Raw genomic sequence first — 19,280 nt, 5'->3', positions numbered from 1 at the left:
CGGGAGCCCGTTTTGGATTGCCGGACGATCCTCAATACGATCCGGCGATGATCACAAGAAAACGGCTTGCGGTCGGGGCGTGCGGCCTGCTCGCCGCCCTGGCCGTCGGGCTCTTCCCGGCGAGCGCCACCGCCGCCGACGAACCGACGGCGAAGGAACCCCCCAAGGTCGACCTCGTCCTCGACGTCAGCGGCTCCATGCGGGCCAACGACATCGACGGACAGACCCGCATGGCCGCGGCCAAGCAGGCCTTCAACGAGGTCATCGACGCGGTCCCGGCCGAGGTGCGCCTCGGCATACGGACCCTGGGGGCCGACTACCCGGGGGACGACCGGGCCACGGGCTGCAAGGACACCAAGCAGCTCTACGCGGTCGGCCCCCTCGACCGGACCGAGGCGAAGACCGCGGTGGCGACCCTCGCCCCCACCGGCTGGACCCCGATCGGACCGGCCCTGCTCGGCGCGGCCCAGGACCTGGAGGGCGGCAACGGCTCCAAGCGGATCGTGCTCATCACGGACGGCGAGGACACCTGCGCCCCGCTCGACCCGTGCGAAGTGGCGCGCGACATCGCCGCCAAGGGCATCCACCTGGTCATCGACACCCTCGGCCTGGTCCCGGACGCCAAGACCCGGGCCCAGCTGACCTGCATCGCCGAGGCCACCGGCGGTACCTACACCTCGGTGCAGCACAAGGCCGACCTCTCCAAGCGGGTGAAACAACTCGTCGACCGGGCCGCGGACCCGGTCGTCAACCCGGTGGCGACCGAGGGCGCGAAGCAGTGCGAGGGCGCCCCGCCGCTGAAGGCCGGCCTCTACAGCGACCGCGAGACCTTCGGTGAACACCGCTGGTACCGGGTCGACGTCCTGCCGGGCCAGGAACTGCGCGCCTCGGTCAGCATCGGGGCCGACCGTGCCGTCAACAACGACTACGGCGTCCTGCTGCGCGCCACCACCGTCCACGGGCGCGAGATCGTCCGCGGCTCGGAGGCGGGCGACGGCCGTACCGATGTCCTCTCCACCGGCCTGCGCTACCCGAAGGCCGAGATCGACGGCCTGGACTCGGACGCCAAGCCCGTACCGGAGACCGTCTGCCTCCAGGTCAGCAACTCCTTCTCCGCTCCCGCCTCCGTCAAGACGACCCCGGGCATGCCCGTCGAGCTGACCATCGACCTGGTGGACGGCCCCGACGAGGCCTCCGACGTCGCCGCCTTCGGCCTCGGGCGGGGCTGGTGGCTGCTGGCCGTGCTGGCGCTCGCCGGGCTGCTGGCCGGTCTGGTGTGGGGTTGGATCTCCCGCTGGCGTATCTCCGTCTGGAGGACCAACTGATGCGTAGAGTAGCCACACTGACCGCGTCCCTGCTGGCCGCGGCCGCCGCCCTCACGGTGGCGGGCACGGCCGTGGGCACGGCCGTCGCTGACTCTCCCTCGCCGAGTGCCACCGCCTCCGCGACCGGGGGCGGAGCCAAGGCCGAGTCCGCTCCGACCGAGGCAGGCACCAGCTTCCGTACCGCGGCGGCGTTCCGCCCCGGCCAGAAGGCCACGGCCGGCGCGTCCAGCGGCGACTACCTCTACTGGGTGGTGCCGATCGACGCGCAGCAGCGCGCCACGGTGAAGGCCGCCGTCACCCTGCCCGAGCCGGCGGCCCGGCACGGCGCCTCGACCTGGCAGCTCGACGTGTACGACGGGCTGCGCCGCCGGCAGGCGTGCACCTACGGCACGCAGACCGCGGCCGCGGCGAAGGAAGCCGCCACGGTCGAACTGTCCTGCACCCTGCGCACCGTACGCGCGGGCGCCGAGCCGTGGGCCAACGACCCGCTGCCGGGGAGCTACTACGTACGCCTGACCGCCATCGGCCAGCCGGACGAGGACAAGGGCCTGCCGATCCGCGCGGCGATCGAGGCGGACGTCAAGGAGACCGGCGGCAGTCGCGCGGTGGACGGGGCGCTGTCCACCCCGCTGGTCGCGGGCACCGTGACGGCGACCCTGCGCGAGCCGGAGGACGGCTGGTCCGGCGGCTGGTGGTCGGACCGCTGGATCTGGACCGCCGCGGGCGGCGTGCTCGCCGCCCTCGCGGGAGTCTTCGGGTACACCCTCACCCGTGGCTCCGGCCGCCCGACCCGGGTGCCCCCGGGCGCCTGAGGAACGGGGAGGCCGCGGCCCACGGGCCGCGGCCTCCCCTCACCCGCCCGCGATTCAGCGGCCGCGCGTCAGCCGGGTTCCGAACGAGGGCTCGGCCAGGGCGCCCTTGACCGCCACCGGCACGCTCTTGGCTCCTTCTCCGCTGCCCACCGTCAGTACGGCCACCTCGGTACCGGCCTTCGCGGTGTGCGGCAGCGCTCCGGCACCCGCGCCGGCGCCGGTCGTGACGGACAGCTTCAGCTGCTGGCCCGGCACGCCGATCACGTTCAGGTCCTTGGTGGCCACCAACGGCGTACGGCCGCCGAGCCCGTCGTCCACATGGCCCACGACGTCGCCCTTGCGGATCACCGGAGCCGACGCGAGCGCCGTCCGTACCCCCTCGATGATCGTCTTGCTGTTCGCCAGCACCAGCTTCAGGCTGTCCGCGCCGTCCTCGTCCGGCCCGTCCGCATGCTGATCCATCAACGTGCCGAGGACCAACTGGTCCTTGCCATCGATCGACTTGTACGCCGCCCACATCAGGGCCCCGCCGGCGGGCGTGCTGGAACCGGTCTTGATCCCCCGGATGCTGAGCCCCTGGGAGGTGAGCAGGATGTTGTTGTTCTCGAGCCGCGTGGACAACCCCTTGATGCTGGCGTTCGGGAGCGCGACGATCGAACGGAACACCTCGTCCTTCATGACGGCTTCGGCGAGCTTCAGCTGATCGACGGCGGTGCTGACGGTGCCCGAGTCCAGACCGCTGGGGTCCGTGTACGTGGTGTTCGTCATCCCGAGCTCCTTGGCGGCGGCGTTCATCTTCGCGACGAACGCGGCCTCGGAGTCGGTGCCGGTGTCCCAGCGCGCCAGCAGGCGCGCGGCGTTGTTGCCCGAGGGGATCATGAGCATCTTGAGCACGTCCTGCTGGCTGAACTTCTGCCCGACGGTCAGACCCTCGACGCGGGACTCGTGGTCGGCTTTGCCGTCCGCCACGGTCTTCGCGTCGATCGTGATGTCCGGACCCGGGTCGGCCTTGCGGAGCGGGTGGCCCTTGAGGATCACGTAGGCCGTCATCACCTTGGCGACGCTGGCCGTCGGGACGGGCTTCTGCTCCCCGAACGTGCCGATGTCGCCGGAGCCGGAGACGCGAACGGCGCCCTGGCCCTTGGCGGGCCAGGGGACGGAGAACTGCCCGTCGAGGGTGCGGTCGGTCTCGGCGGCGACGAGCTGCGGGGCGGGCAGCGGGCGCAGAAGCTGCGCGCCGACGCCGGCGCCCGCGAGGAGGAGCAGGATCGGCGTCCATATCTTGACGCGGCGCAGCGCGGTCCGGCGCGGGGTCTCCGGCGGGGCGGGGGTGTTGGTGAGCTCGGCGAGCAGATCGAGCGGGGGCAGCGGTACGGCGGGGGCCGCCACCGCCGCCTTGGCCTCGGCGGCGGGCCGCGGCTGAGCCCGCGGCGCGACGGGTGCGGGCAGGTCGATGTCCTTGAGCGCGACGAACTGGCTCGTCCGCTCGGGGTCCGGCTCAGGCTCCGGCTTCGGCTCCCGCGCCCAGGAGGGCCCGGCGGTCTTCTGCTTGGGCAGGGCGATGAGCATCGTCTCGTCGGCGGCGGCACCGGACCCGCCCGGAGCCTCCGGCTCGGTCCCGCCGTCGGCCTGATCCCGGGCGGAGCGCTCGCCCGCCCCGCTCCGACCCTCGGACTCGCCCCCTGCCTCTTCCTCCGGTTCGGAGTCGGCCTTGGCGTCGGCGGGGCCCTTGGCCGGGGGCTCGGGGTCGGTTTTGCCCTGGGGCGCGGCCTTCGCCGCGGCTTCTGCTTCTGCCTTCGGCTCGGAGTCGGCCTTGGCGTCGGCGGGGCCCTTGGCCGGGGGCTCGGGGTCGGTTTTGCGCTGGGGCGCGGCCTTCGCCGCGGCTTCTGCTTCTGCCTTCGGCTCGGGGTCGGCCTTGGCGTCGGCGGGGTCCTTGGCCGGGGGCTCGGGGTCCGCCGCGGCCTTCGGCTCGGCTCCGTCCTCGGGCGCGGCCTGCGCCGCCGCCTCTGCCTCGGGTGTGTCGTCGGTCTCGACGCGGGCTGCTTCGGGTTCGGTCCTGCCCTCGGGGCCCGTGTCGGCCTCCGGGTCGGCTTCGCCGTCGGGCTCGGCGTCGGCCGCGGCCTTCGGCTCGGCTTCCGCCTCAGGCGCGGCGTTCGCTGCCGCCTTCGCCTTGGGCTCGGTGCGGGCCTCGATCTCGGCTTCGGGCTCGACGTCGGCCGCCGCCTTCGGTTCGGCTTCGGGCTCGGGGGCGGTGTCCGCTGCCGCCTCCGGCTCGGGCCTGGTTCCGGCGCGCGGGTCGGCTTCGGGGACGGCCGCGGTCCGCGGGCCGTTCTCCGGGGCGGCTGCCGCCGGTGCGGCTTCGGCCGCGGAACGGGCCTCACTCGGGAGTTCGCCCCCGGCCTTCGCTCCTGCCTCCGGCTGGGGCTCGTCTTCGAGCCGGCGGCGCGCGGGTTCGGCCTCGGCGTCACGGGCGGGCCGGGGGGCGGTGTCGCCCTCGGGCTCCGGGTCTGCCTCGGGCGTGGGTTCGGGCTCGGCCTTCGGCTGCGCCGTCACCGCGTCCGAGGGGCCGGATCCGGCCCGGGCGTCGGCCGCCGAACCGGTCGCGTCGTCCGAGTCCGAGTCCGTGTCCGTGGCCTCCGGCTCCACCCGCCCCTCGGCGTCGGCCTCGGCCGCCACCTCGGGCGTCCCCTCCACGACGGTGGTCTCTGCCTCGATCTCCGGCTCGTCCGAGGAACCGCCCGCCACCGTTACCGCCTTCATCCCAGCCCCGCCTTGCTGCTCACACCATGCCGATACGACCGGCGAGACCCCCGCGGAGCCCCGCCGCACCGCTAGATGTCCCCGTCGTTCCGCTCGTTCCGTGCCCTGGATCTTGTGACCGTTCGGTCATATTCGCTGAGTACGCCTACTCATGACCCCGCCTGCCGCACCGGCCGACCATGGGCCACAACGCACCGCGCCACCGCCGCGCCATCCGAACGGGGTCGTCCATGCTCAGCCGAATCGCCGCCGCCCTCGTGCCCGCCTTCGGGCGGCTGACCGTCACCGCCGACCCCGGGGCGCGCCCCGCACCCGGCGCCATCCTGGTCGCCAACCACACCTCCCTCGCCGACCCGGCCCTCGTCGTCGCCGCACTGCGCCGGTACGGGATCGAGCCGGTCATCCTGGCCACCAGTGGCCTCTGGCGGGTGCCGCTGCTCGGCTCCGCGCTCCGCCGCGACGGCCATATCGCCGTGCACCGCGGCACCGCCCGCGCGGCGGATTCCCTCGACGCCGCGGCCGTCGCCCTCGCCTCGGGCCGCAGCGTGCTGCTCTACGGCGAAGGCCGGCTGCCCCTGCGCCGCGACGCGGGGGAGACGGCTCCCGGCCCCTTCCGCAGCGGCCTGGCCCGGCTCGCCGCCGCGACGGGCGCTCCGGTCGTGCCCGTCGGCCAGGCGGGTGCCCGCCGCCTGTGCTCGGGGAGCGGCGCCAAGCAGCTCGCCGGCGTCTTCACCGCCCCGCTGCGCAGGCCCGGCTTCCACGTCCACATCGGCTCGCCGCTGTACCTGCCCGACCGGGTGCCGGAGGCCACGGACCGGGCCCGTCAGGCCGTCACCGCAGCCTGGCGGACGGCGGCGTACGCCCTGGGGGAGACGGGGCGGGAGACGATCTGAGCGCCCCGCGGGACGCCGATCGGGCCCCTCGAACGTGTCGCCGAGCCCGTCACCGGCCACGACGTGCGACCGTCTCCGCATGACCGAAGGCTCGACACCTCACATCTCCCCGGCGCGGATCACCGTACGGGGGGTGCAACCCGGAAACCCGCCCTTCCGTATCGTGGAGGTCGACGGAGAGTTCGTCGGCAGGGCGAGATCGATGACGGACGTGCTCCTGATCGCAGCGGAGGCGGGGATCACCATCCACGACCTCGACGACCTGGAGGTGGTCCACTGGGTCAGTGGCGGGAAGTTCACCTGGACCATCCCGGGCTAGGCCGCCCCTTCCGGACCTTGCCGGGCCGGGCCCGCCCGGCACGGGCTCATCCGCCTCAGCGGGTGCTGTGCCCGAGGACCACATGGGCCGCGACCTCACCGTCGGCGTCCGTGTCGATGAAGGACACCACCAGCGGGCTGCTGCCCGTGGGTCCGCCCGCCGTGGCGCGCAGCCGGTAGCGCTCGGTGCGTACGGCCTCGCGGGCGAGCGGGCCGCCGCCCGAGAACTGCGACGGCGGCTTGACGTCGTTCGCGACACGGAAGTCGGCGGCCGGGCGCCAGCTGCCCGAGGCCGGGTCGAAACGTTCCAGCAGGAAACCCGACCCGCCGCCTGCTCCGGCGCCGGGTTCGCCGACCAGCATCTCCATCTGGAAGGCCACCAGCACATGCCGGTATGCGGCGGAGTTGCCGTTCCACAGGGTGACGGTGAACTCCTGCGGGGCGCCGCCCCGTACGAGGGCGAGCCGGCCGCCCCGGGTGTCGACCGCGACCGTGAGCCGGGTCGGAGCCGGGGGAGGCGTCACGATCCGGGTGACCGCCGGGGCCGGGGTCGCGGGTACGGAGGACCCGGGTGGCGAGGAGGCGGGGGCCGACGGCGAGGCGGAGGCCGGACCCGTGTCGGACACCGACGGCGACACCGCGGCGGACGCCGAACCGGAGGCCGCGACGGAGGCCGCCGCCGGGGCCGCGCCGTTCTCGTCCCCGCACCCGGTGGCGCCCGCCAGCAGGACGGCGGCCACGGCCGCCGCGCTCAGTGCGCTGCGGGGGCCTCGGGATGCTGGCATGTGATCGGTCCTCCAGGGTTCGGCTTCGGCAGGAAGCTAGCAAGGAGGCGGCCTGCCGACGAGGTCGATCACGCTTCGGGGCGGCGACGGTTCGGTCACGGTTGCCCGGCGGCCGGTCAGACGCTAAGCGTGGCCTCCAGGACGGTGACCGCGCGTCCGGTGAGGAGTACCCGGTCCCCGTGGAGCGCGACCTTGACCTGCCCGGGGCGGCCCGAGGCCTGCAGGCCGGTGAGGGCGTCGCCCCGGCCCAGCCGCGCCGCCCAGTAAGGGGCGAGCGCGGTATGGGCGCTGCCGGTGACCGGGTCCTCGGGGATGCCCCGGGCGGGAGCGAAGAACCGGGAGACGAAGTCGTACCCGGACCCCGCCGCCTCGGCCGCCGCGGTGACGATGACCCCGCGCACCCCCTCGCGCAGGGACAGGGCCGCGATCGCCTCCAGGTCGGGCCGCAGGGCCCGTACGGCGGCCTCGTCGGGCAGGACCGTGAGCAGATCGCCGAGCGCGCCCGTACGGAATGTGGCTTCGGGTCGAACCCCCAGGGCGTCGGCGAGGCCCGCGGGTACCGGCACCTGGGCGCCGGGGGCGGCCGGGAAGTCCAGGGTGATCTCCCCGTCCACCCCGTCCACTCCGTCCTCCCCGTCCGACCCTTCGGCCCACGCGGTGAGCAGACCGCTGGACCGGCTCAGGAACCGCACCGGACCACCGGTCAGCAGCCCCTCCCGGCGCAGGGTGTGCACCGTGGCCAATGTGGCATGGCCGCAGAGGTTGGCCTCGACGAGCGGGGTGAACCAGCGGATCTCCCAGTCGGCCTCGGACCCGGCCGGGAGCGGCAGGGCGAAGGCCGTCTCCGGATGGTTCAGCTCGGCGGCGAGCTGCCCCAGCCATACGTCGTCCGGCCAGGGGCCGACCGGGAGCAGGCACACACCGGCGGGGTTTCCGGTGAAGGGGCGGCTGGTGAAGGCGTCTACGATCTGGATGCGCATGCCGTGAACGTATCGAGGCCAATCAGCCTCTGGGCAAGGCCAATTCCGGGAAAGTGGCCTGATGTCTCGGACGGGCGCGTGGCTGCCCACCTGCGTCAGCGGTCAGGCGGGCTGCCACAGCTCGATCCGGTTGCCCTCCGGATCGGCGACCCAGCCGAATCGGCCGACCCCCTCCATGTCCTGCGTCTCCTCGTCCACGTCCGCTCCCGCGGCGCGCAGCTGCGCGAGCATCGCGTCGAGGTCGCGGACCCGGAAGTTGAGCATGGTCCGCTGGGCGCGGGACCCGAAGTAGTCGGTCTCGGACTCGAACGTCGCGAACACCGTCGGCCCGGCACCCTGCTGCCACAGGCCGTGTTCGTCGGCGTCCAGGCCCAGGCATTCGCGATACCACGCGCTCAGGGCGGCCGGGTCGGCCGCCCGCATGAAGTACCCACCGATTCCACGTACACGTTCCATGCGGCCATGCTGCCCCACACCCCCGTGCGTTGGCGGGTGGACGCGTCAGCCGAGCGGCTTCTCGAAGCTGAAAGCGGTCACCGCCATCCGTTCGCGGAAGTAGAAGCGGTGCGCGTCGGTCCGCTGGGTGCCCGACTCCAGCGTGAGGGCGGTGCAGCCGGCGGCCACGGCGTGCCGCTCCAGGTGCGCGAGCAGCTCGTGGCCCACGCCGGTGGAACGGGTGGCGGAGGCGGTGACGAGGTCGTCGACGTAGAGCGACCGCACCGCCGCCGTGTTGACGACGATCCGCCAGCCGGCCGCGCCCACGCACACGCCGTCCGCGTCGTAGGCGGCGGTGAAGCGCAGCCCCTGGCCGTGCGCCTCGGCGAGGATGCCGAGGAAGAGCTCCTCGGTGAGGTGGGGACGCAGTTCGAGCAGCACGGGCAGCAGGTCCGCGGTGAGCCGGGGGTCGCCCGGCCCGAGGTCGATGATCTTCATGCGATGAGCCTACGGGGCCGTACGGGGCGGCCCGCGGCCGAAGCCGTCGCGCGCTGCCGCGGCCGACGTGTCGAAATGGGAAGGACGGCTCCGACGTCCCCGGTGAGAGGCTCCCGATCCCGGAGCCGCCGCGCAGAACAGAAGGAGTGGCACCCCATGAAGTACATGCTGATGGTCCTCGGGAAGCAGGCCGACTACGACGCCATGGGCGGCGCCGCGAACAGCGACAGCCCCGGATGGTCCGAGGCGGACCTCAAGGCGATGTTCGACTACATGGGCGCCCTCAACGACGACCTCGCCGAGTCGGGCGAATGGGTCGACGGGCAAGGCCTGGCCGACCCCCGGCACGCCCGCCTGGTCACCGCGGCCGCCGACGGCACCCCCGTGATCTCCGACGGGCCGTACGGGGAGGCCAAGGAGGTGCTCGCCGGGTACTGGATCGTCGACGTCGTCGACTTCGACCGCGCTGCCGAGATCGCCGCCCGCGCCTACGCCTGCCCGGTCCCCGAGGGCGCACCGAACTACCCGGTCGTCGTCCACCCCGTGGACAGCCGCTCGGGGACCGAGATGTGCTGACCGATTCCGGGCCCGGCCCCGATCCCGGCCCCACCCCCGCGAGCGAGGACCTGCTGCGCCGACTGGCGCCGCAGGTCCTCGGCGCGCTCGTCCGCCGCTACGGGCACTTCGACGCGGCCGAGGACGCCGTACAGGAGGCCCTGATTGCCGCCGCCCGGCAGTGGCCCGGGGAGGGCCGCCCGGCCAATCCGCGCGGCTGGCTGATCCGCGTCGCCTCCCGTCGGCTCACCGACCAGCTGCGCAGTGAGGACGCGCGCAGGCGGCGCGAGGAGACGGCCGCCGCGCTGACCCCGCGCGACGAGTTCGTGGGGCCGCCCCCGGGGGAGAGCCGGGCTCCCGCCGAGGACGACACCCTGGCCCTGCTCTTCCTGTGCTGCCACGCCGAACTTCCTCCCGCCGGCCGGATCGCCCTCACCCTGCGCGCGGTGGGCGGCCTCAGCACCGCGGAGATCGCCCGCGCGCTGCTGGTGCCCGAGGCCACGATGGCGCAGCGGATCAGCAGGGCGAAGCGACGCATCAAGGCCTCAGGGGCCCCCTTCGGCATCCGGCCGGACGGCCCGGAGGGGAGCGCCGGGAGCGCCGGGAGCGAGGGCAGCGCCGAACGGCTGGCCGACGTGCTCCACGTGCTCTACCTGATCTTCAACGAGGGCTACACCGCCACCTCGGGCCACGACCTGCAGCGCGCCGACCTCGCCGCCGAGGCGATCCGCCTCACCCGCGCCGTCCACGCGCGGCTCCCGGCCGACGGCGAGGTGGCCGGCCTGCTGGCCCTGATGCTGCTCACCGACGCCCGCCGGGCCGCCCGCACCACACCCGACGGCGACCTGATCCCCCTCGCCGAGCAGGACCGCACGCGCTGGGACCGCGCCGCCGTCACCGAAGGGGTCGCCCTGGTCAGCGACGCCCTCACCCGCGCGCCGCTCGGCCCGTACCAGCTGCGTGCCGCCATCGCGGCCGTGCACGACGAGGCGGCGAGCGACGCGGACACCGACTGGGCGGAGATCCTCGCCCTGTACGAGCTGCTGATCCGCCTGGTCCCCGGCCCCGTCGAGCGCCTGGGCCACGCGGTCGCGGTGGCCATGGTGCACGGGCCGCGGCGGGCCCTGGCCCTGCTCGCGGACCTGGACGGGGACGCGCGCATGGCCGGCCACCACCGCCTCGAAGCCGTACGGGCCCACCTGCTCGAGATGGCGGGCGACCGGGCGGCGGCGCGGGCCGCCTACGCGAAGGCCGCCGGCCTCACGCTCAGCGTTCCGGAGCGCCGCTACCTCCGGCTCCGGGCCGCCAGGCTCGCGGATTGAACGGGAAGGGCCGCGCTTCAGGGCGTCCGCATGACGGACATGGTCCACCGCTGTCAGAGGTGCCCCCTACTCTTGATCACGTGAGCCCGACCCCTGACGATCACCCCGTACCCGAACGATCCCTCGCCGACATCAACGCCGACATCCGCCGCCTCTTCGCACGCGCCGAGGGCCGCCTCTCCGACGCGGAGCGGATCCGCCACGCCACCCTGCTGGGGGAGTGGGCCTCCGCGATACGCGCGTCGGTGGTCCCGGCCGCCTGAGGAGGGCCCCTTCCGGGTCTCGCCGCACCGGTCATGTCGGACCTGTCGTGTCGCACCGGTCGTGTCGGACCGGCGATCGCGGCGCCGGACGGCAGCCTTCCCTACGGGCATCCGCACGTACGAGAAGGTGGACCATGAGCGACCTGCGCAGTCTTCTGCAGACCCACGTCGGTGACGGATCACTGCCCGGGGCGGTGGCCCTGGTGGCCCGCGGCGAGGACGTCGAGGTCGCGGCCGTCGGCTCCCTCGACACGGCCGGCACCGCACCCATGGCCCGCGACTCCCTCTTCCGGATCGCCTCCGTCACCAAGCCCGTGACCGCCGCCGCCACCATGATGCTGGTCGAGGACGGACTGCTGGCCCTCGACCTCCCCGTGGCCCGCTGGCTGCCGGAGCTCGCGGCGCCGACGGTGGTCCGTACCCCGTCCGCACCGCTCGACGACGTGGTGCCCGCCGACCGTCCCATCACCGTCGCCGACCTCCTCACCTTCCGCGCCGGGTACGGCTTCCCCGCCGACTTCTCGCTGCCCGCCGTGGCCCCGCTGTTCGGCGCGCTGAAGCAGGGCCCGCCCAGGCCGCAGGAGGTGGCGGAGCCGGACGCGTGGACGGCGGCCCTGGGGCGGATCCCGCTCCTGCACCAGCCCGGCGAGGCGTGGCTCTACAACACCTGCTCCGACATCCTCGGGGTGCTCATCGCCCGGGCGACCGGACAGCCCTTCCAGGACGTGCTCGCCGAGCGCGTCTTCGAGCCGCTCGGCATGCGGGACACCGCGTTCGCCGTACCGACGGAGCAGCTCCACCGGTTCACCAGCTACTACCGGGCCGCCCCCGACGGCGGAGCACTGGAGCTCGTCGACGCGCCCGACGGCGAGTGGAGCACTCCGCCCGCCTTCCCGTCCGGCGCCGGAGGCCTGGTGTCCACCGTCGACGACCTGTACGCCTTCGGCCGGATGCTGATCGCCGGCGGCTCGTACGGGAGCGGCGGCCGGCGGCTGCTGTCGGCGGACTCGGTGCGGCAGATGACCACCGATCACCTCACCGCTCCCCAGCGCGCCGCGGGCACGCTGTTCCTCGAGGGTCAGGGCTGGGGCTTCGGCGGCTCGGTCGACGTGGCCCGCCTCGACCCGTGGAACGTACCGGGCCGGTACGGCTGGATCGGCGGCACCGGCACCGCCGCCCACATCGTCCCCGCCACCGGGACGATCACCCTGCTGCTGACCCAGCGAGAGCTGGGCGGGCCGGCCGCCCCCGCGGTGATGCGGGAGTTCTGGACCTACGCCGCCGCCCGTCCCTGACCGACCCGCGGGGTCCCCGGCCGCCAGGCCCCGCCTACGGCTGCCGGCCCGCGGCCCCCGCCGCCCGTTCCCGCAGCCGGCGCTTGTCCGGCTTGCCCCGCGCGGTCAGCGGGACCGCCCGTACCCAGAACACCGCGGTGGGCCGGTGCGCCGGGGCCAGGTCCTTCTCCACCAGGTCGCAGGCCTCGGCGGCGAGCCCGGCGCCGGGCGCGTACCCCGCCGCCGGTACCAGGAAGGCGCACACCTCCTCGCCGGTGAGGTCGCTGTGCCGCCCCACCACCACGGCCTGGGCGACGGCCGGATGCCGGGCCAGCGCGGCCTCGACGGGCACGCAGTACACGTTGTCCCCGTGCACCATCACCACGTCGTGGGCCCGGTCGTCCAGGTACAGGTAGCCGTCCGTCCCGAAGTGCCCGAGGTCTCCGGTCCGCAGCCATCCGTCGCGCAGTACCCCGGCCGTCAGCCCCGGCCGCCCCCAGTATCCGGTCATCACCGCCCCCGACCGCATCCACACCTCGCCCGTACGGCCGGCCGCGACCGCCGTGCCCCGCCCGTCGCGCACCTCCACCTCCACTCCGGCGACGGGCCGCCCCACCGACGCCAGCAGCTCCGGCCGCCCGCCCACCGCCGCATCGTGGTCGGCGGGGGACAGCCGGCAGATCACCGCCGCCTCGTTCGTGCCGTAGCCCTGCCGCCACCGGCCGCCCCAGCGGGTCACCGCCTCGCGCAGCCGCTCCGGGTGGACGGGCGAATCGCCGTAGGAGACCGCCTCCAGCCCCGGTACGCCATGGGCGGTGGCCGGGTCGTCAAGGAGCCGGTACACCATCGAGGTCGTCAGGTACGAGGCCACCGGCCGCAGGCGCCGGCAGGCCGCCGCGAACTCCGCGGGTGTGAAGGGTTCGAGGATCTCCACCCGGCCTCCGCCCCGCCACTGCTCCAGGCACCGCCCTCCGGAGCGCTGCGCCAGCGACGTCACCGACAGGTACACCGTCTCCGCCCAGCCGGCCGGCCGTACGGTGTTCCGCGCGGCCATCGCCCCGAAGGTGGAAGCCACCCCCTTGGGCAGCCCCGTGGTCCCGCCGGTGTAGGTCACCCGCGCCACGTCGTCCTCGCACGCCCGCACCGACACCGTGCCGGGCTCGCACCGGGCGGCCCGCCGGAGCAGTTCCTCCAGACCGACCCGGGGCGCACCGGACTCGGGCACCGGCACATCGTGCACGACCAGGTCCGGCCGGCAGTCCCGCAGGACGAAGTCCAGCGCGTACAGGGCGGGTCCGGCGAGCACCAGGGTCAGCCGGGCGCCCAGCAGGTGCGCGGCGATGCGTACCAGCAGCACCTCCGGCCGGTTCGAACCCGTGACGCAGGCCAGGCCCGAGCCGCGCCCGATCCCCGCCCCGGAGAGCACCCCGGCCAGCCGGGAGGCCCCGTCGAGCACCTCCTGGAAACTCAGCACCGCCGGCCCGACGCCGAGCGCGGGCCGCTCCGCGTACCGCTCCAACGCCTCTACCAGCGACGTGACATACCGCGCGGCCACCATGGGGGACTGCCTCTCCGCGCCGCTCCGGGACACCGGCATCATGGACGCCATGACGAACGAATCCCGTGCTCGTTCCTTCAGCTCCGCGGCCGCACGCTACGCCGCCCACCGCCCCGCGTACCCGCCCGCGCTCTTCGACACGCTGGCGGAGATGGCCGGCTTTCCGCTGGCCGGGGCACGGGTCGCCGATGTCGGGGCGGGAACGGGAATCGCCACCGCCCTCCTGGAGGCCCGCGGGGCCCTGGTGGTCGGGGTGGAACCGGGCGAGGGCATGGCGCAGGAGTTCCGCCGCCGCAACCCCGGTACGCCGCTGGTCCGGGCGGACGGCAACCGGCTGCCGCTCGCGTCCGGCTGCCTGGACCTTCTGACGTACGCGCAGTCCTGGCACTGGACGGATCCGGCGCACGCCGTTCCGGAGGCCCTGCGCGTGCTGCGACCCGGCGGCGCCCTGGCCGTGTGGCAGAACGACCCGGACACCGGGGTCGGCTGGATCGCCGACCAGCAGCACCGGATCGAGGAGCGGTTCGGCCCGGGCTGGTACATCAACGAACGTGCCCTGTCGCAGGAGGGGCTGCGCTTCACCGACCGCCGGCTGGCATGGTCGCGCCGCGTTCCCGTCGGCACCCATCTGGCCAAGCTCTCCACCCACTCGCTGTTCCTGATCGGAGAGCCGGGCACGGATGCCTTCCTGGAGGACGAACGGGCCCTCCTCATGGACCGGTTCCCCGACGGATGGGTGGAGGAGCACTACGTCGTCGAGCTGAGCGTCGCGGTCCGGGGGCGTGAGACCCGGTAGCGGCCGTTCGGGTGAAGCGGCGCAACCCGTCGGCACCCCGGGCGTTGATCAAGGTGCTTGTCACCGTGCACTCGTGCGACAGAAGGACCACTGATGATCAAGAAGTTCATGGCCACCGCCGCCGCCACCGCGTCGATCGTCGGCGCGGGTGCGGCCCTCGCCGCCCCGGCCATGGCCATCGGCAACGACAACGGGATCAACACCGTCAACGGCAACAACTCCCAGCAGATCTACGGCAACCAGAAGACCCACGGTGACCTGAGCCCGCAGCTCGGCGTTGTCCAGGGCACGCTGAACAAGCCCTGCATCGGTCTGCCCGTCAAGGTCAACGCCCAGTCGATCCTGGCTCTCGGCAACATCGGTGTCCAGGACATCAACGTCCTGTCCAACCCGCAGAACCAGCAGTGCACCGAGAACTCCACCCAGGCCAAGGGCGACGAGCCGCTCTCGCACATCCTGGACAACATCCCGGTCCTGTCGGGCAACGTCTCGGCCGGCAGCTGACGCATTCCCCTTGTGCGAGCCGGGGCCTCCGACGCCTGCGCGAGTGCCCACGGGGCCCCGGCTTGTTCCACCCGGATCCACGGTTCCACGGATCCGCCCCCTCCACCGGCGCGCGGCGGCCCCCCGGCCGCCGGGGTGGGCACCGGACCGTACGCCGCAGAGCCTCCTGCCCGACCGGGCCGGAGGCTCTGCGCGTGTCCGTTCCGCCCTCGCGGTCAGAAGGGGCGCGTCGGGAGGTACTTGCCGTCGAGGGTGATGACGGCGCGCTCGCCGCCCTCGGGGTCGGCGACCTTCCTCACGTCCAGCTTGAAGTTGATCGCGCTGATGATGCCGTCCCCGAACTGCTCGTGGACCAGGGCCTTCAAGGTGGTCCCGTAGACCTGGAGCATCTCGTGGAAGCGGTAGATCGTCGGATCGGTCGGGATGCCGCCGGGAATCGACCCGCGGGTCGGGATCGTCTGCAGGAGCAGCACCGCGTCCTCGTCCAGACCGAGCAGCTCGGCGACCGCCTTCGCGGCGGACTCGGGCAGGGCGTGCTGGCCCAGCAGGGCGGCGGTGACGAAGGCGACCGACAGGCCGGCGGCGTCGGCGAGCTGCTGCCAGGTGAGGTCCTTGCGGGTCTTCGCGTCGACGGCGGTGACGGCCAGGGCCTGGCGGGCGGTGGGGTCGAACTGGGCGTGCGGCATCAAAGTGTCCTTCGGGGAGAGGGGAGAGGGGAGAGGGGGATAGAGGGCAGGTGTCAGACGGCCGGGGCGGGGCCCGTGTCCGTGACGCGGCCGGAGCGGATGTCGTAGACCCAGCCGTGCAGCGTGAGGGTCCCGGCGGCCAGCGCGCGGGCCACCGACGGGTGGGTGGCCAGGTTCGCGAGCTGGGCGCGCACGTTCTCGCGGATCAGGGCGGACAGGCGGTCGGGGCCCGCGGTGCCCGCCGTACGGGCCACCGAGGCGTCCGCGTGCCCCAGCCAGCGCGCGACGGACGCGGCGGCGCTCAGGTCGGTGCCCTCGGCCAGCGCGGTCATCGCCCCGCAGGCGGAGTGCCCGCACACGACGACGGCGGTGACGCCGAGGACGGCGACCGCGTACTCGATGCTGGCCGCCACCCCGTCCGCGCCCGGGGCGTGGGCGGGTACGAGATTTCCGGCCGTGCGCACGACGAACAACTCGCCCGGCTCGCTCTGAGTGATCAGTTCCGGCACCACACGGGCATCCGAGCATCCGATGAACAGGGTCGCCGGCCGGTGCACCTCGGCCAGGTGGGCGAAGAGGTCCGCCTTGGCCGGAAACACCTCGCGCTGGAAACGCGCGACGCCGTCCGCGAGATCGGTCTGCATGGTCACTCCCTGCGGTGGGACGGGCCCCGTGCGGGGCTTGACGTGTTCCACCATGCATGACCTGCATCTATTGTGTCCAAGACGCAATATCCATGCCTCTCATCGATGCCATCTATAGTCGTCTCCATGGCTCTGGAACTGCGTCACCTGCGCTATCTGATCGCCGTCGCCGAACACGGCAGCTTCACCCGCGCCGCCGAAGAGCTGCGGATCTCCCAGCCCACCCTGTCCCAGCAGGTGAAGCAGCTCGAACGCACCGTCGGCGTCCAGCTGTTGGACCGGACCGGACGCGCCGTGCGGCTCACCGACGCCGGCGCGACGTACGTCCACTACGCGCGCGGCGCCCTACGGGACCTCGCCGCGGCCGAGCGTGCCGTACTGGACCTGGCCGACCTGTCCCGCGGCCACCTGCGCCTCGCGCTGACCCCCACCTTCACCGCGTACCTCGTCGGTCCGCTCGTCGCCGGGCTCCACACCGCCCACCCCGGCATCACCCTGGAGATCAGGGAAATGCCCCAGGACCGCATCGAAGCCGGTCTGCTCGCCGACGAGCACGAGCTCGGACTCGCCTTCGAGGGGCTCCACCTGCCCGGGATCGCGGCGACCCCGCTGTTCACGGAGACCCTCGGCCTGGTCACCGCCGCCGACGCGGACCCCGGACCACTGCCCGTACGCGACCTCGCCACGCGCCGACTGGCGCTGCTCAGCGGGGACTTCGCCACGCGCGAGCACGTCGACGCCTACCTCGCCGCGCATGGCGTGCGGCCGCACATCGCGGTCGAGGCGAACTCCGTGCACGCCCTCACCGAGATCGTCCGGCGCACCACGCTGGCCACCGTGCTGCCGGACGCCGTCACCCACGACCACCCGTACCTGCGCCCCGTACCGCTCGACCCGGCCCTTCCTTCCCGGACGGTCACCCTGCTGCGCCGGGAGAGCGCGTACGAGAGCGCCGCGGCGCGCGCCTTCACCGAGCTCACCGCCCGCCTGGTGCGCACCCGCGGCTACCGCCCCCCGCCGCGCGGGCACGCGCGGCGGGAGGCGGCCGGGAGCGGGGTGGATCACCTGCCGGGGCACTCCTTCCAGGCGAGGTGATAGATGGTGTTGATGCTGCCGTCGGTGGAGTCCATCGTCATGTAGCTGGTCGACGAGGGGGACGAGGTGCCTCTGGTGACGCGCAGCTCGGTGTTGATGTTGAAGTTCCGCTGCACGCCGCACGGCGCCCAGACCATCTGGGCCCAGTCGGTCACGTCGGTGGCCTGCCAGTTGTCCTCCTGCGGCCCGCTGAAGTTGTGGGTGCGGGCGGCGGTGTCCGGTGAGCCCTGGAAGTAGTACGAGGCCTTCTCGGTGGCCTTCGCACCCGGCGCGAGCGAGGCGTAGCCGCGGTAGTCGGCGCTGGCGATCGCGTACGTGAAGCCCTGGGGCACGTGCACGATCAGGCTGAGCTGGCAGTTCTTGCGCGCCGCGGTGGGCGGGGCGCCGCCGCCGACCTGGGCGAGGTACTGGCTGTAGGTCACGGTGAAGGCGGTGTTGTCCTGGGACACGGCGACCTCCGCGGTGTCCTTGGGGCACCCGGATCCGTTGACCGTGGCGACTTCGATCACGATGCGGTCGGGCGGCGGGTCCACGATGGTGGAGGGGGTGGTGTGCGTGGGGAGGGTGGCGGTGAGCAGGGCGCCGATCGCGCCGCTCACGAGGAATCCGCCGGACATGGTTCTCCATTCCACTGCTTCGGTACCGGGCGGCGCGCGGGCGGGCATGCCTGTGCGCCGGAGGGTGGGGGGTGCGGCCGGCCAGAGCGGGGCCGGGTCGTCACAGACCGGTGTGCAGGGTGGAACGGGGCAGGCCCAGGAAGGGGAATCTGGGCATGTCCCTGACAATCCCGGTCGGTGAAGACCGGGTGACCGAATCGTAGGAACCCAGGGCGCGGCGGACCAGGGCGATGTCCGGCCAATCGCGCTCCCGGCCCGGACCGGCCGGATCACGACGACCGGCCGGTGGCCGAGGAGCGGAATCAGGCGGTGGCCGGCCGGGCCAGCCGCTCGACGCGGGCCAGGAACTCCGTGGGATGGAACGGTTTCGCGAGACAGTCGCTCACACCGGCCTCCAGCGCGCGCGCCGTGCACTCCGGGTCCGCGGGCGGCAGCGCCAGGATCGGCACCCGGCCGTGATCGGGGTGCCGGCGGATCTCCTCGAACAGCGCCACCTCGTCCAGGCCGGGTCCGGTGCGCTCGCAGATCACCAGGTCGATCGGGCCGTCGCTGCCCAGCAGGGAGACGGTGTCCGCCCCGGTCCCGCCGTCGACGACCGAGAACCCCCGGGCCACGAGGAGACGCTCCAACAGGCCCCGCAGGGTGGTCTCCTTCGCCACCAGGAGGATCCTGCCCTGGGTGTCGCCGCTCATGTGGTTCCTCTTCGTCCGTGTGGGGGGTCCCGCAGAGCCTACGAGGCGGGGCGTGTGCACGCCCGCTCCGGGGCACCTCATCCGGTAGCTTCGGTCCATGAGCACAGAGCCGCAGAGCTTCGAGATCCTGCTGGTGCCCGAGCACATCGAGAACCTGCGCGGCGAGCCCGCGGCGGCCCGGGCCTTGCGGTCGGCCACGGTCGAGGCGACCGGTGAGACGGGAGCCTCGGGCTACCCCCACTACCGCGGGCAGGGCGTGGAGGCCGACATCGACCCGAGCACGCGTACGGTCGAGGCCCTGCTCGTCGACGGTGCGGAGCTGGGCTACGGGCTGGTCGCCATGATCGCCCCCGACCGGGGCCACGACAAGCACTGACCGGCCGGCACTGACGGGCCGCAGACGCCGGCTGATGCCCCGGGCGGCTCGCCTCCCCCGCGCGGGGGAGGCGTCCGGTACGCGGGGAGGAC

At 73.7% G+C, this 19,280-nt stretch carries 22 protein-coding genes; 12 read left to right on the top strand and 10 right to left on the bottom strand.

The annotated features are described in order from the left end of the window. Positions 1-47: 47 nt before the first annotated feature. Together Sspor_RS03405 and Sspor_RS03400 are read left to right on the top strand one after the other, a co-directional pair. Positions 48-1,325 (top strand): VWA domain-containing protein, encoded by a 1,278-nt coding sequence (locus Sspor_RS03405; RefSeq protein ID WP_202197685.1) that lies wholly within the window; start codon positions 48-50, stop codon positions 1,323-1,325. Further along, complete coding sequence (locus Sspor_RS03400; protein WP_202197684.1) at positions 1,325-2,137, top strand: hypothetical protein; 813 nt, start codon at positions 1,325-1,327, stop codon at positions 2,135-2,137. Before Sspor_RS03405 ends, Sspor_RS03400 begins: the two co-directional genes overlap by 1 nt. A gap of 54 nt (positions 2,138-2,191) precedes the next feature. Here the strand turns inward: Sspor_RS03400 and Sspor_RS40230 are convergent, their stop codons facing one another. After that, positions 2,192-4,897: a serine hydrolase gene (locus Sspor_RS40230; protein ID WP_237403640.1), complete on the bottom strand. Its 2,706-nt coding sequence runs from the start codon at positions 4,895-4,897 to the stop codon at positions 2,192-2,194. 230 nt (positions 4,898-5,127) lie between these two features. Here Sspor_RS40230 and Sspor_RS03390 point away from each other — a divergent pair, with 230 nt between their 5' ends. Further along, on the top strand, positions 5,128-5,790 hold the full coding sequence (locus tag Sspor_RS03390) for a lysophospholipid acyltransferase family protein (RefSeq protein WP_202197683.1): 663 nt from the start codon (positions 5,128-5,130) through the stop codon (positions 5,788-5,790). A 79-nt stretch (positions 5,791-5,869) separates the two neighbouring features. Further along, the gene (locus Sspor_RS03385) at positions 5,870-6,109 is read left to right on the top strand and encodes a hypothetical protein (RefSeq protein WP_202197682.1); all 240 of its coding nucleotides are present in this window, start codon (positions 5,870-5,872) and stop codon (positions 6,107-6,109) included. Positions 6,110-6,164: 55 nt separating this feature from the next. Here Sspor_RS03385 and Sspor_RS03380 read toward each other — a convergent pair whose 3' ends face one another. From Sspor_RS03380 to Sspor_RS03365, 4 genes are all read right to left on the bottom strand, one after another. Continuing rightward, on the bottom strand, positions 6,165-6,893 hold the full coding sequence (locus Sspor_RS03380) for a hypothetical protein (protein WP_202197681.1): 729 nt from the start codon (positions 6,891-6,893) through the stop codon (positions 6,165-6,167). A 116-nt stretch (positions 6,894-7,009) separates the two neighbouring features. Next, positions 7,010-7,873: a PhzF family phenazine biosynthesis protein gene (locus Sspor_RS03375; RefSeq protein WP_202197680.1), complete on the bottom strand. Its 864-nt coding sequence runs from the start codon at positions 7,871-7,873 to the stop codon at positions 7,010-7,012. 102 nt (positions 7,874-7,975) lie between these two features. Further along, a complete protein-coding gene (locus Sspor_RS03370; RefSeq protein ID WP_202197679.1) occupies positions 7,976-8,329 on the bottom strand; it encodes a VOC family protein in 354 nt (117 codons plus the stop codon). A 45-nt stretch (positions 8,330-8,374) separates the two neighbouring features. Further along, complete coding sequence (locus Sspor_RS03365; RefSeq protein ID WP_202197678.1) at positions 8,375-8,806, bottom strand: GNAT family N-acetyltransferase; 432 nt, start codon at positions 8,804-8,806, stop codon at positions 8,375-8,377. Between the two features lie 156 nt (positions 8,807-8,962). Between Sspor_RS03365 and Sspor_RS03360 the strand changes: the two genes are divergently transcribed. From Sspor_RS03360 to Sspor_RS03345, 4 genes are all read left to right on the top strand, one after another. Next, positions 8,963-9,382, top strand: coding sequence for a YciI family protein (locus Sspor_RS03360; protein ID WP_202197677.1), 420 nt, complete (start codon positions 8,963-8,965; stop codon positions 9,380-9,382). Next, the gene (locus Sspor_RS03355) at positions 9,376-10,683 is read left to right on the top strand and encodes an RNA polymerase sigma factor (protein WP_237403639.1); all 1,308 of its coding nucleotides are present in this window, start codon (positions 9,376-9,378) and stop codon (positions 10,681-10,683) included. The genes Sspor_RS03360 and Sspor_RS03355 overlap by 7 nt, the downstream gene beginning before the upstream one ends. Before the next feature lie 80 nt (positions 10,684-10,763). Further along, on the top strand, positions 10,764-10,946 hold the full coding sequence (locus tag Sspor_RS03350; RefSeq protein WP_202197676.1) for a hypothetical protein: 183 nt from the start codon (positions 10,764-10,766) through the stop codon (positions 10,944-10,946). 134 nt (positions 10,947-11,080) lie between these two features. Continuing rightward, entirely contained in the window at positions 11,081-12,241 is a 1,161-nt protein-coding gene (locus Sspor_RS03345; protein WP_202197675.1) for a serine hydrolase domain-containing protein, read from the top strand. A 34-nt stretch (positions 12,242-12,275) separates the two neighbouring features. On the opposite strand, the gene Sspor_RS03340 is transcribed toward Sspor_RS03345, so the two are convergent. Continuing rightward, positions 12,276-13,829, bottom strand: a complete 1,554-nt coding sequence (locus tag Sspor_RS03340; RefSeq protein ID WP_202197674.1) for an AMP-binding protein — start codon at positions 13,827-13,829, stop codon at positions 12,276-12,278. Here Sspor_RS03340 and Sspor_RS03335 point away from each other — a divergent pair. Beyond that, positions 13,828-14,574: a class I SAM-dependent methyltransferase gene (locus tag Sspor_RS03335; RefSeq protein WP_202197673.1), complete on the top strand. Its 747-nt coding sequence runs from the start codon at positions 13,828-13,830 to the stop codon at positions 14,572-14,574. The genes Sspor_RS03340 and Sspor_RS03335 overlap by 2 nt on opposite strands. A gap of 93 nt (positions 14,575-14,667) precedes the next feature. After that, positions 14,668-15,078 carry a rodlin gene (locus Sspor_RS03330; protein WP_202197672.1) on the top strand — a complete coding sequence of 137 codons (411 nt, stop codon included), beginning with the start codon at positions 14,668-14,670 and terminating at the stop codon, positions 15,076-15,078. A 215-nt stretch (positions 15,079-15,293) separates the two neighbouring features. On the opposite strand, the gene cynS is transcribed toward Sspor_RS03330, so the two are convergent. Then, complete coding sequence (gene cynS / locus Sspor_RS03325; protein WP_202197671.1) at positions 15,294-15,764, bottom strand: cyanase; 471 nt, start codon at positions 15,762-15,764, stop codon at positions 15,294-15,296. A 53-nt stretch (positions 15,765-15,817) separates the two neighbouring features. Continuing rightward, complete coding sequence (locus tag Sspor_RS03320; RefSeq protein WP_237403638.1) at positions 15,818-16,408, bottom strand: carbonic anhydrase; 591 nt, start codon at positions 16,406-16,408, stop codon at positions 15,818-15,820. Between the two features lie 126 nt (positions 16,409-16,534). Between Sspor_RS03320 and cynR the strand changes: the two genes are divergently transcribed. Then, positions 16,535-17,503 carry a transcriptional regulator CynR gene (cynR, locus tag Sspor_RS03315; RefSeq protein ID WP_202197669.1) on the top strand — a complete coding sequence of 323 codons (969 nt, stop codon included), beginning with the start codon at positions 16,535-16,537 and terminating at the stop codon, positions 17,501-17,503. Here the strand turns inward: cynR and Sspor_RS03310 are convergent. Beyond that, positions 17,470-18,120, bottom strand: coding sequence for a DUF4360 domain-containing protein (locus tag Sspor_RS03310; protein ID WP_202197668.1), 651 nt, complete (start codon positions 18,118-18,120; stop codon positions 17,470-17,472). The two genes, cynR and Sspor_RS03310, sit on opposite strands and share 34 nt — an antisense overlap. A gap of 302 nt (positions 18,121-18,422) precedes the next feature. Then, complete coding sequence (locus Sspor_RS03305; protein WP_202197667.1) at positions 18,423-18,812, bottom strand: response regulator; 390 nt, start codon at positions 18,810-18,812, stop codon at positions 18,423-18,425. A gap of 97 nt (positions 18,813-18,909) precedes the next feature. On the opposite strand from Sspor_RS03305, the gene Sspor_RS03300 reads away from it, so the two are divergent. Beyond that, entirely contained in the window at positions 18,910-19,188 is a 279-nt protein-coding gene (locus tag Sspor_RS03300) for a hypothetical protein (protein ID WP_202197666.1), read from the top strand. The last annotated feature ends 92 nt before the right edge of the window (positions 19,189-19,280 follow it).

This window comes from Streptomyces spororaveus (assembly GCF_016755875.1).
Lineage (GTDB): Bacteria > Actinomycetota > Actinomycetes > Streptomycetales > Streptomycetaceae > Streptomyces > Streptomyces spororaveus.
The sequence above is the reverse complement of the archived record's forward strand: the minus strand, read 5'-3'. Positions and strand labels throughout refer to the sequence as shown.

What these genes read in the sequence shown, in the direction of transcription:
- Sspor_RS03370 (WP_202197679.1), bottom strand. Translation starts at nt 8,329, where the DNA reads ATGGAACGTGTACGTGGAATCGGTGGGTACTTCATGCGGGCGGCCGAC.
- Sspor_RS03375 (WP_202197680.1), bottom strand. Translation starts at nt 7,873, where the DNA reads ATGCGCATCCAGATCGTAGACGCCTTCACCAGCCGCCCCTTCACCGGA.
- Sspor_RS03345 (WP_202197675.1), top strand. Translation starts at nt 11,081, where the DNA reads ATGAGCGACCTGCGCAGTCTTCTGCAGACCCACGTCGGTGACGGATCA.
- Sspor_RS03380 (WP_202197681.1), bottom strand. Translation starts at nt 6,893, where the DNA reads ATGCCAGCATCCCGAGGCCCCCGCAGCGCACTGAGCGCGGCGGCCGTG.
- Sspor_RS03335 (WP_202197673.1), top strand. Translation starts at nt 13,828, where the DNA reads ATGACGAACGAATCCCGTGCTCGTTCCTTCAGCTCCGCGGCCGCACGC.
- Sspor_RS40230 (WP_237403640.1), bottom strand. Translation starts at nt 4,897, where the DNA reads ATGAAGGCGGTAACGGTGGCGGGCGGTTCCTCGGACGAGCCGGAGATC.
- Sspor_RS03365 (WP_202197678.1), bottom strand. Translation starts at nt 8,806, where the DNA reads ATGAAGATCATCGACCTCGGGCCGGGCGACCCCCGGCTCACCGCGGAC.
- Sspor_RS03405 (WP_202197685.1), top strand. Translation starts at nt 48, where the DNA reads ATGATCACAAGAAAACGGCTTGCGGTCGGGGCGTGCGGCCTGCTCGCC.
- Sspor_RS03400 (WP_202197684.1), top strand. Translation starts at nt 1,325, where the DNA reads ATGCGTAGAGTAGCCACACTGACCGCGTCCCTGCTGGCCGCGGCCGCC.
- Sspor_RS03390 (WP_202197683.1), top strand. Translation starts at nt 5,128, where the DNA reads ATGCTCAGCCGAATCGCCGCCGCCCTCGTGCCCGCCTTCGGGCGGCTG.
- Sspor_RS03360 (WP_202197677.1), top strand. Translation starts at nt 8,963, where the DNA reads ATGAAGTACATGCTGATGGTCCTCGGGAAGCAGGCCGACTACGACGCC.
- Sspor_RS03300 (WP_202197666.1), top strand. Translation starts at nt 18,910, where the DNA reads ATGAGCACAGAGCCGCAGAGCTTCGAGATCCTGCTGGTGCCCGAGCAC.
- cynR (WP_202197669.1), top strand. Translation starts at nt 16,535, where the DNA reads ATGGCTCTGGAACTGCGTCACCTGCGCTATCTGATCGCCGTCGCCGAA.
- cynS (WP_202197671.1), bottom strand. Translation starts at nt 15,764, where the DNA reads ATGCCGCACGCCCAGTTCGACCCCACCGCCCGCCAGGCCCTGGCCGTC.
- Sspor_RS03320 (WP_237403638.1), bottom strand. Translation starts at nt 16,408, where the DNA reads ATGCAGACCGATCTCGCGGACGGCGTCGCGCGTTTCCAGCGCGAGGTG.
- Sspor_RS03330 (WP_202197672.1), top strand. Translation starts at nt 14,668, where the DNA reads ATGATCAAGAAGTTCATGGCCACCGCCGCCGCCACCGCGTCGATCGTC.
- Sspor_RS03340 (WP_202197674.1), bottom strand. Translation starts at nt 13,829, where the DNA reads ATGGCGTCCATGATGCCGGTGTCCCGGAGCGGCGCGGAGAGGCAGTCC.
- Sspor_RS03385 (WP_202197682.1), top strand. Translation starts at nt 5,870, where the DNA reads ATGACCGAAGGCTCGACACCTCACATCTCCCCGGCGCGGATCACCGTA.
- Sspor_RS03310 (WP_202197668.1), bottom strand. Translation starts at nt 18,120, where the DNA reads ATGTCCGGCGGATTCCTCGTGAGCGGCGCGATCGGCGCCCTGCTCACC.
- Sspor_RS03305 (WP_202197667.1), bottom strand. Translation starts at nt 18,812, where the DNA reads ATGAGCGGCGACACCCAGGGCAGGATCCTCCTGGTGGCGAAGGAGACC.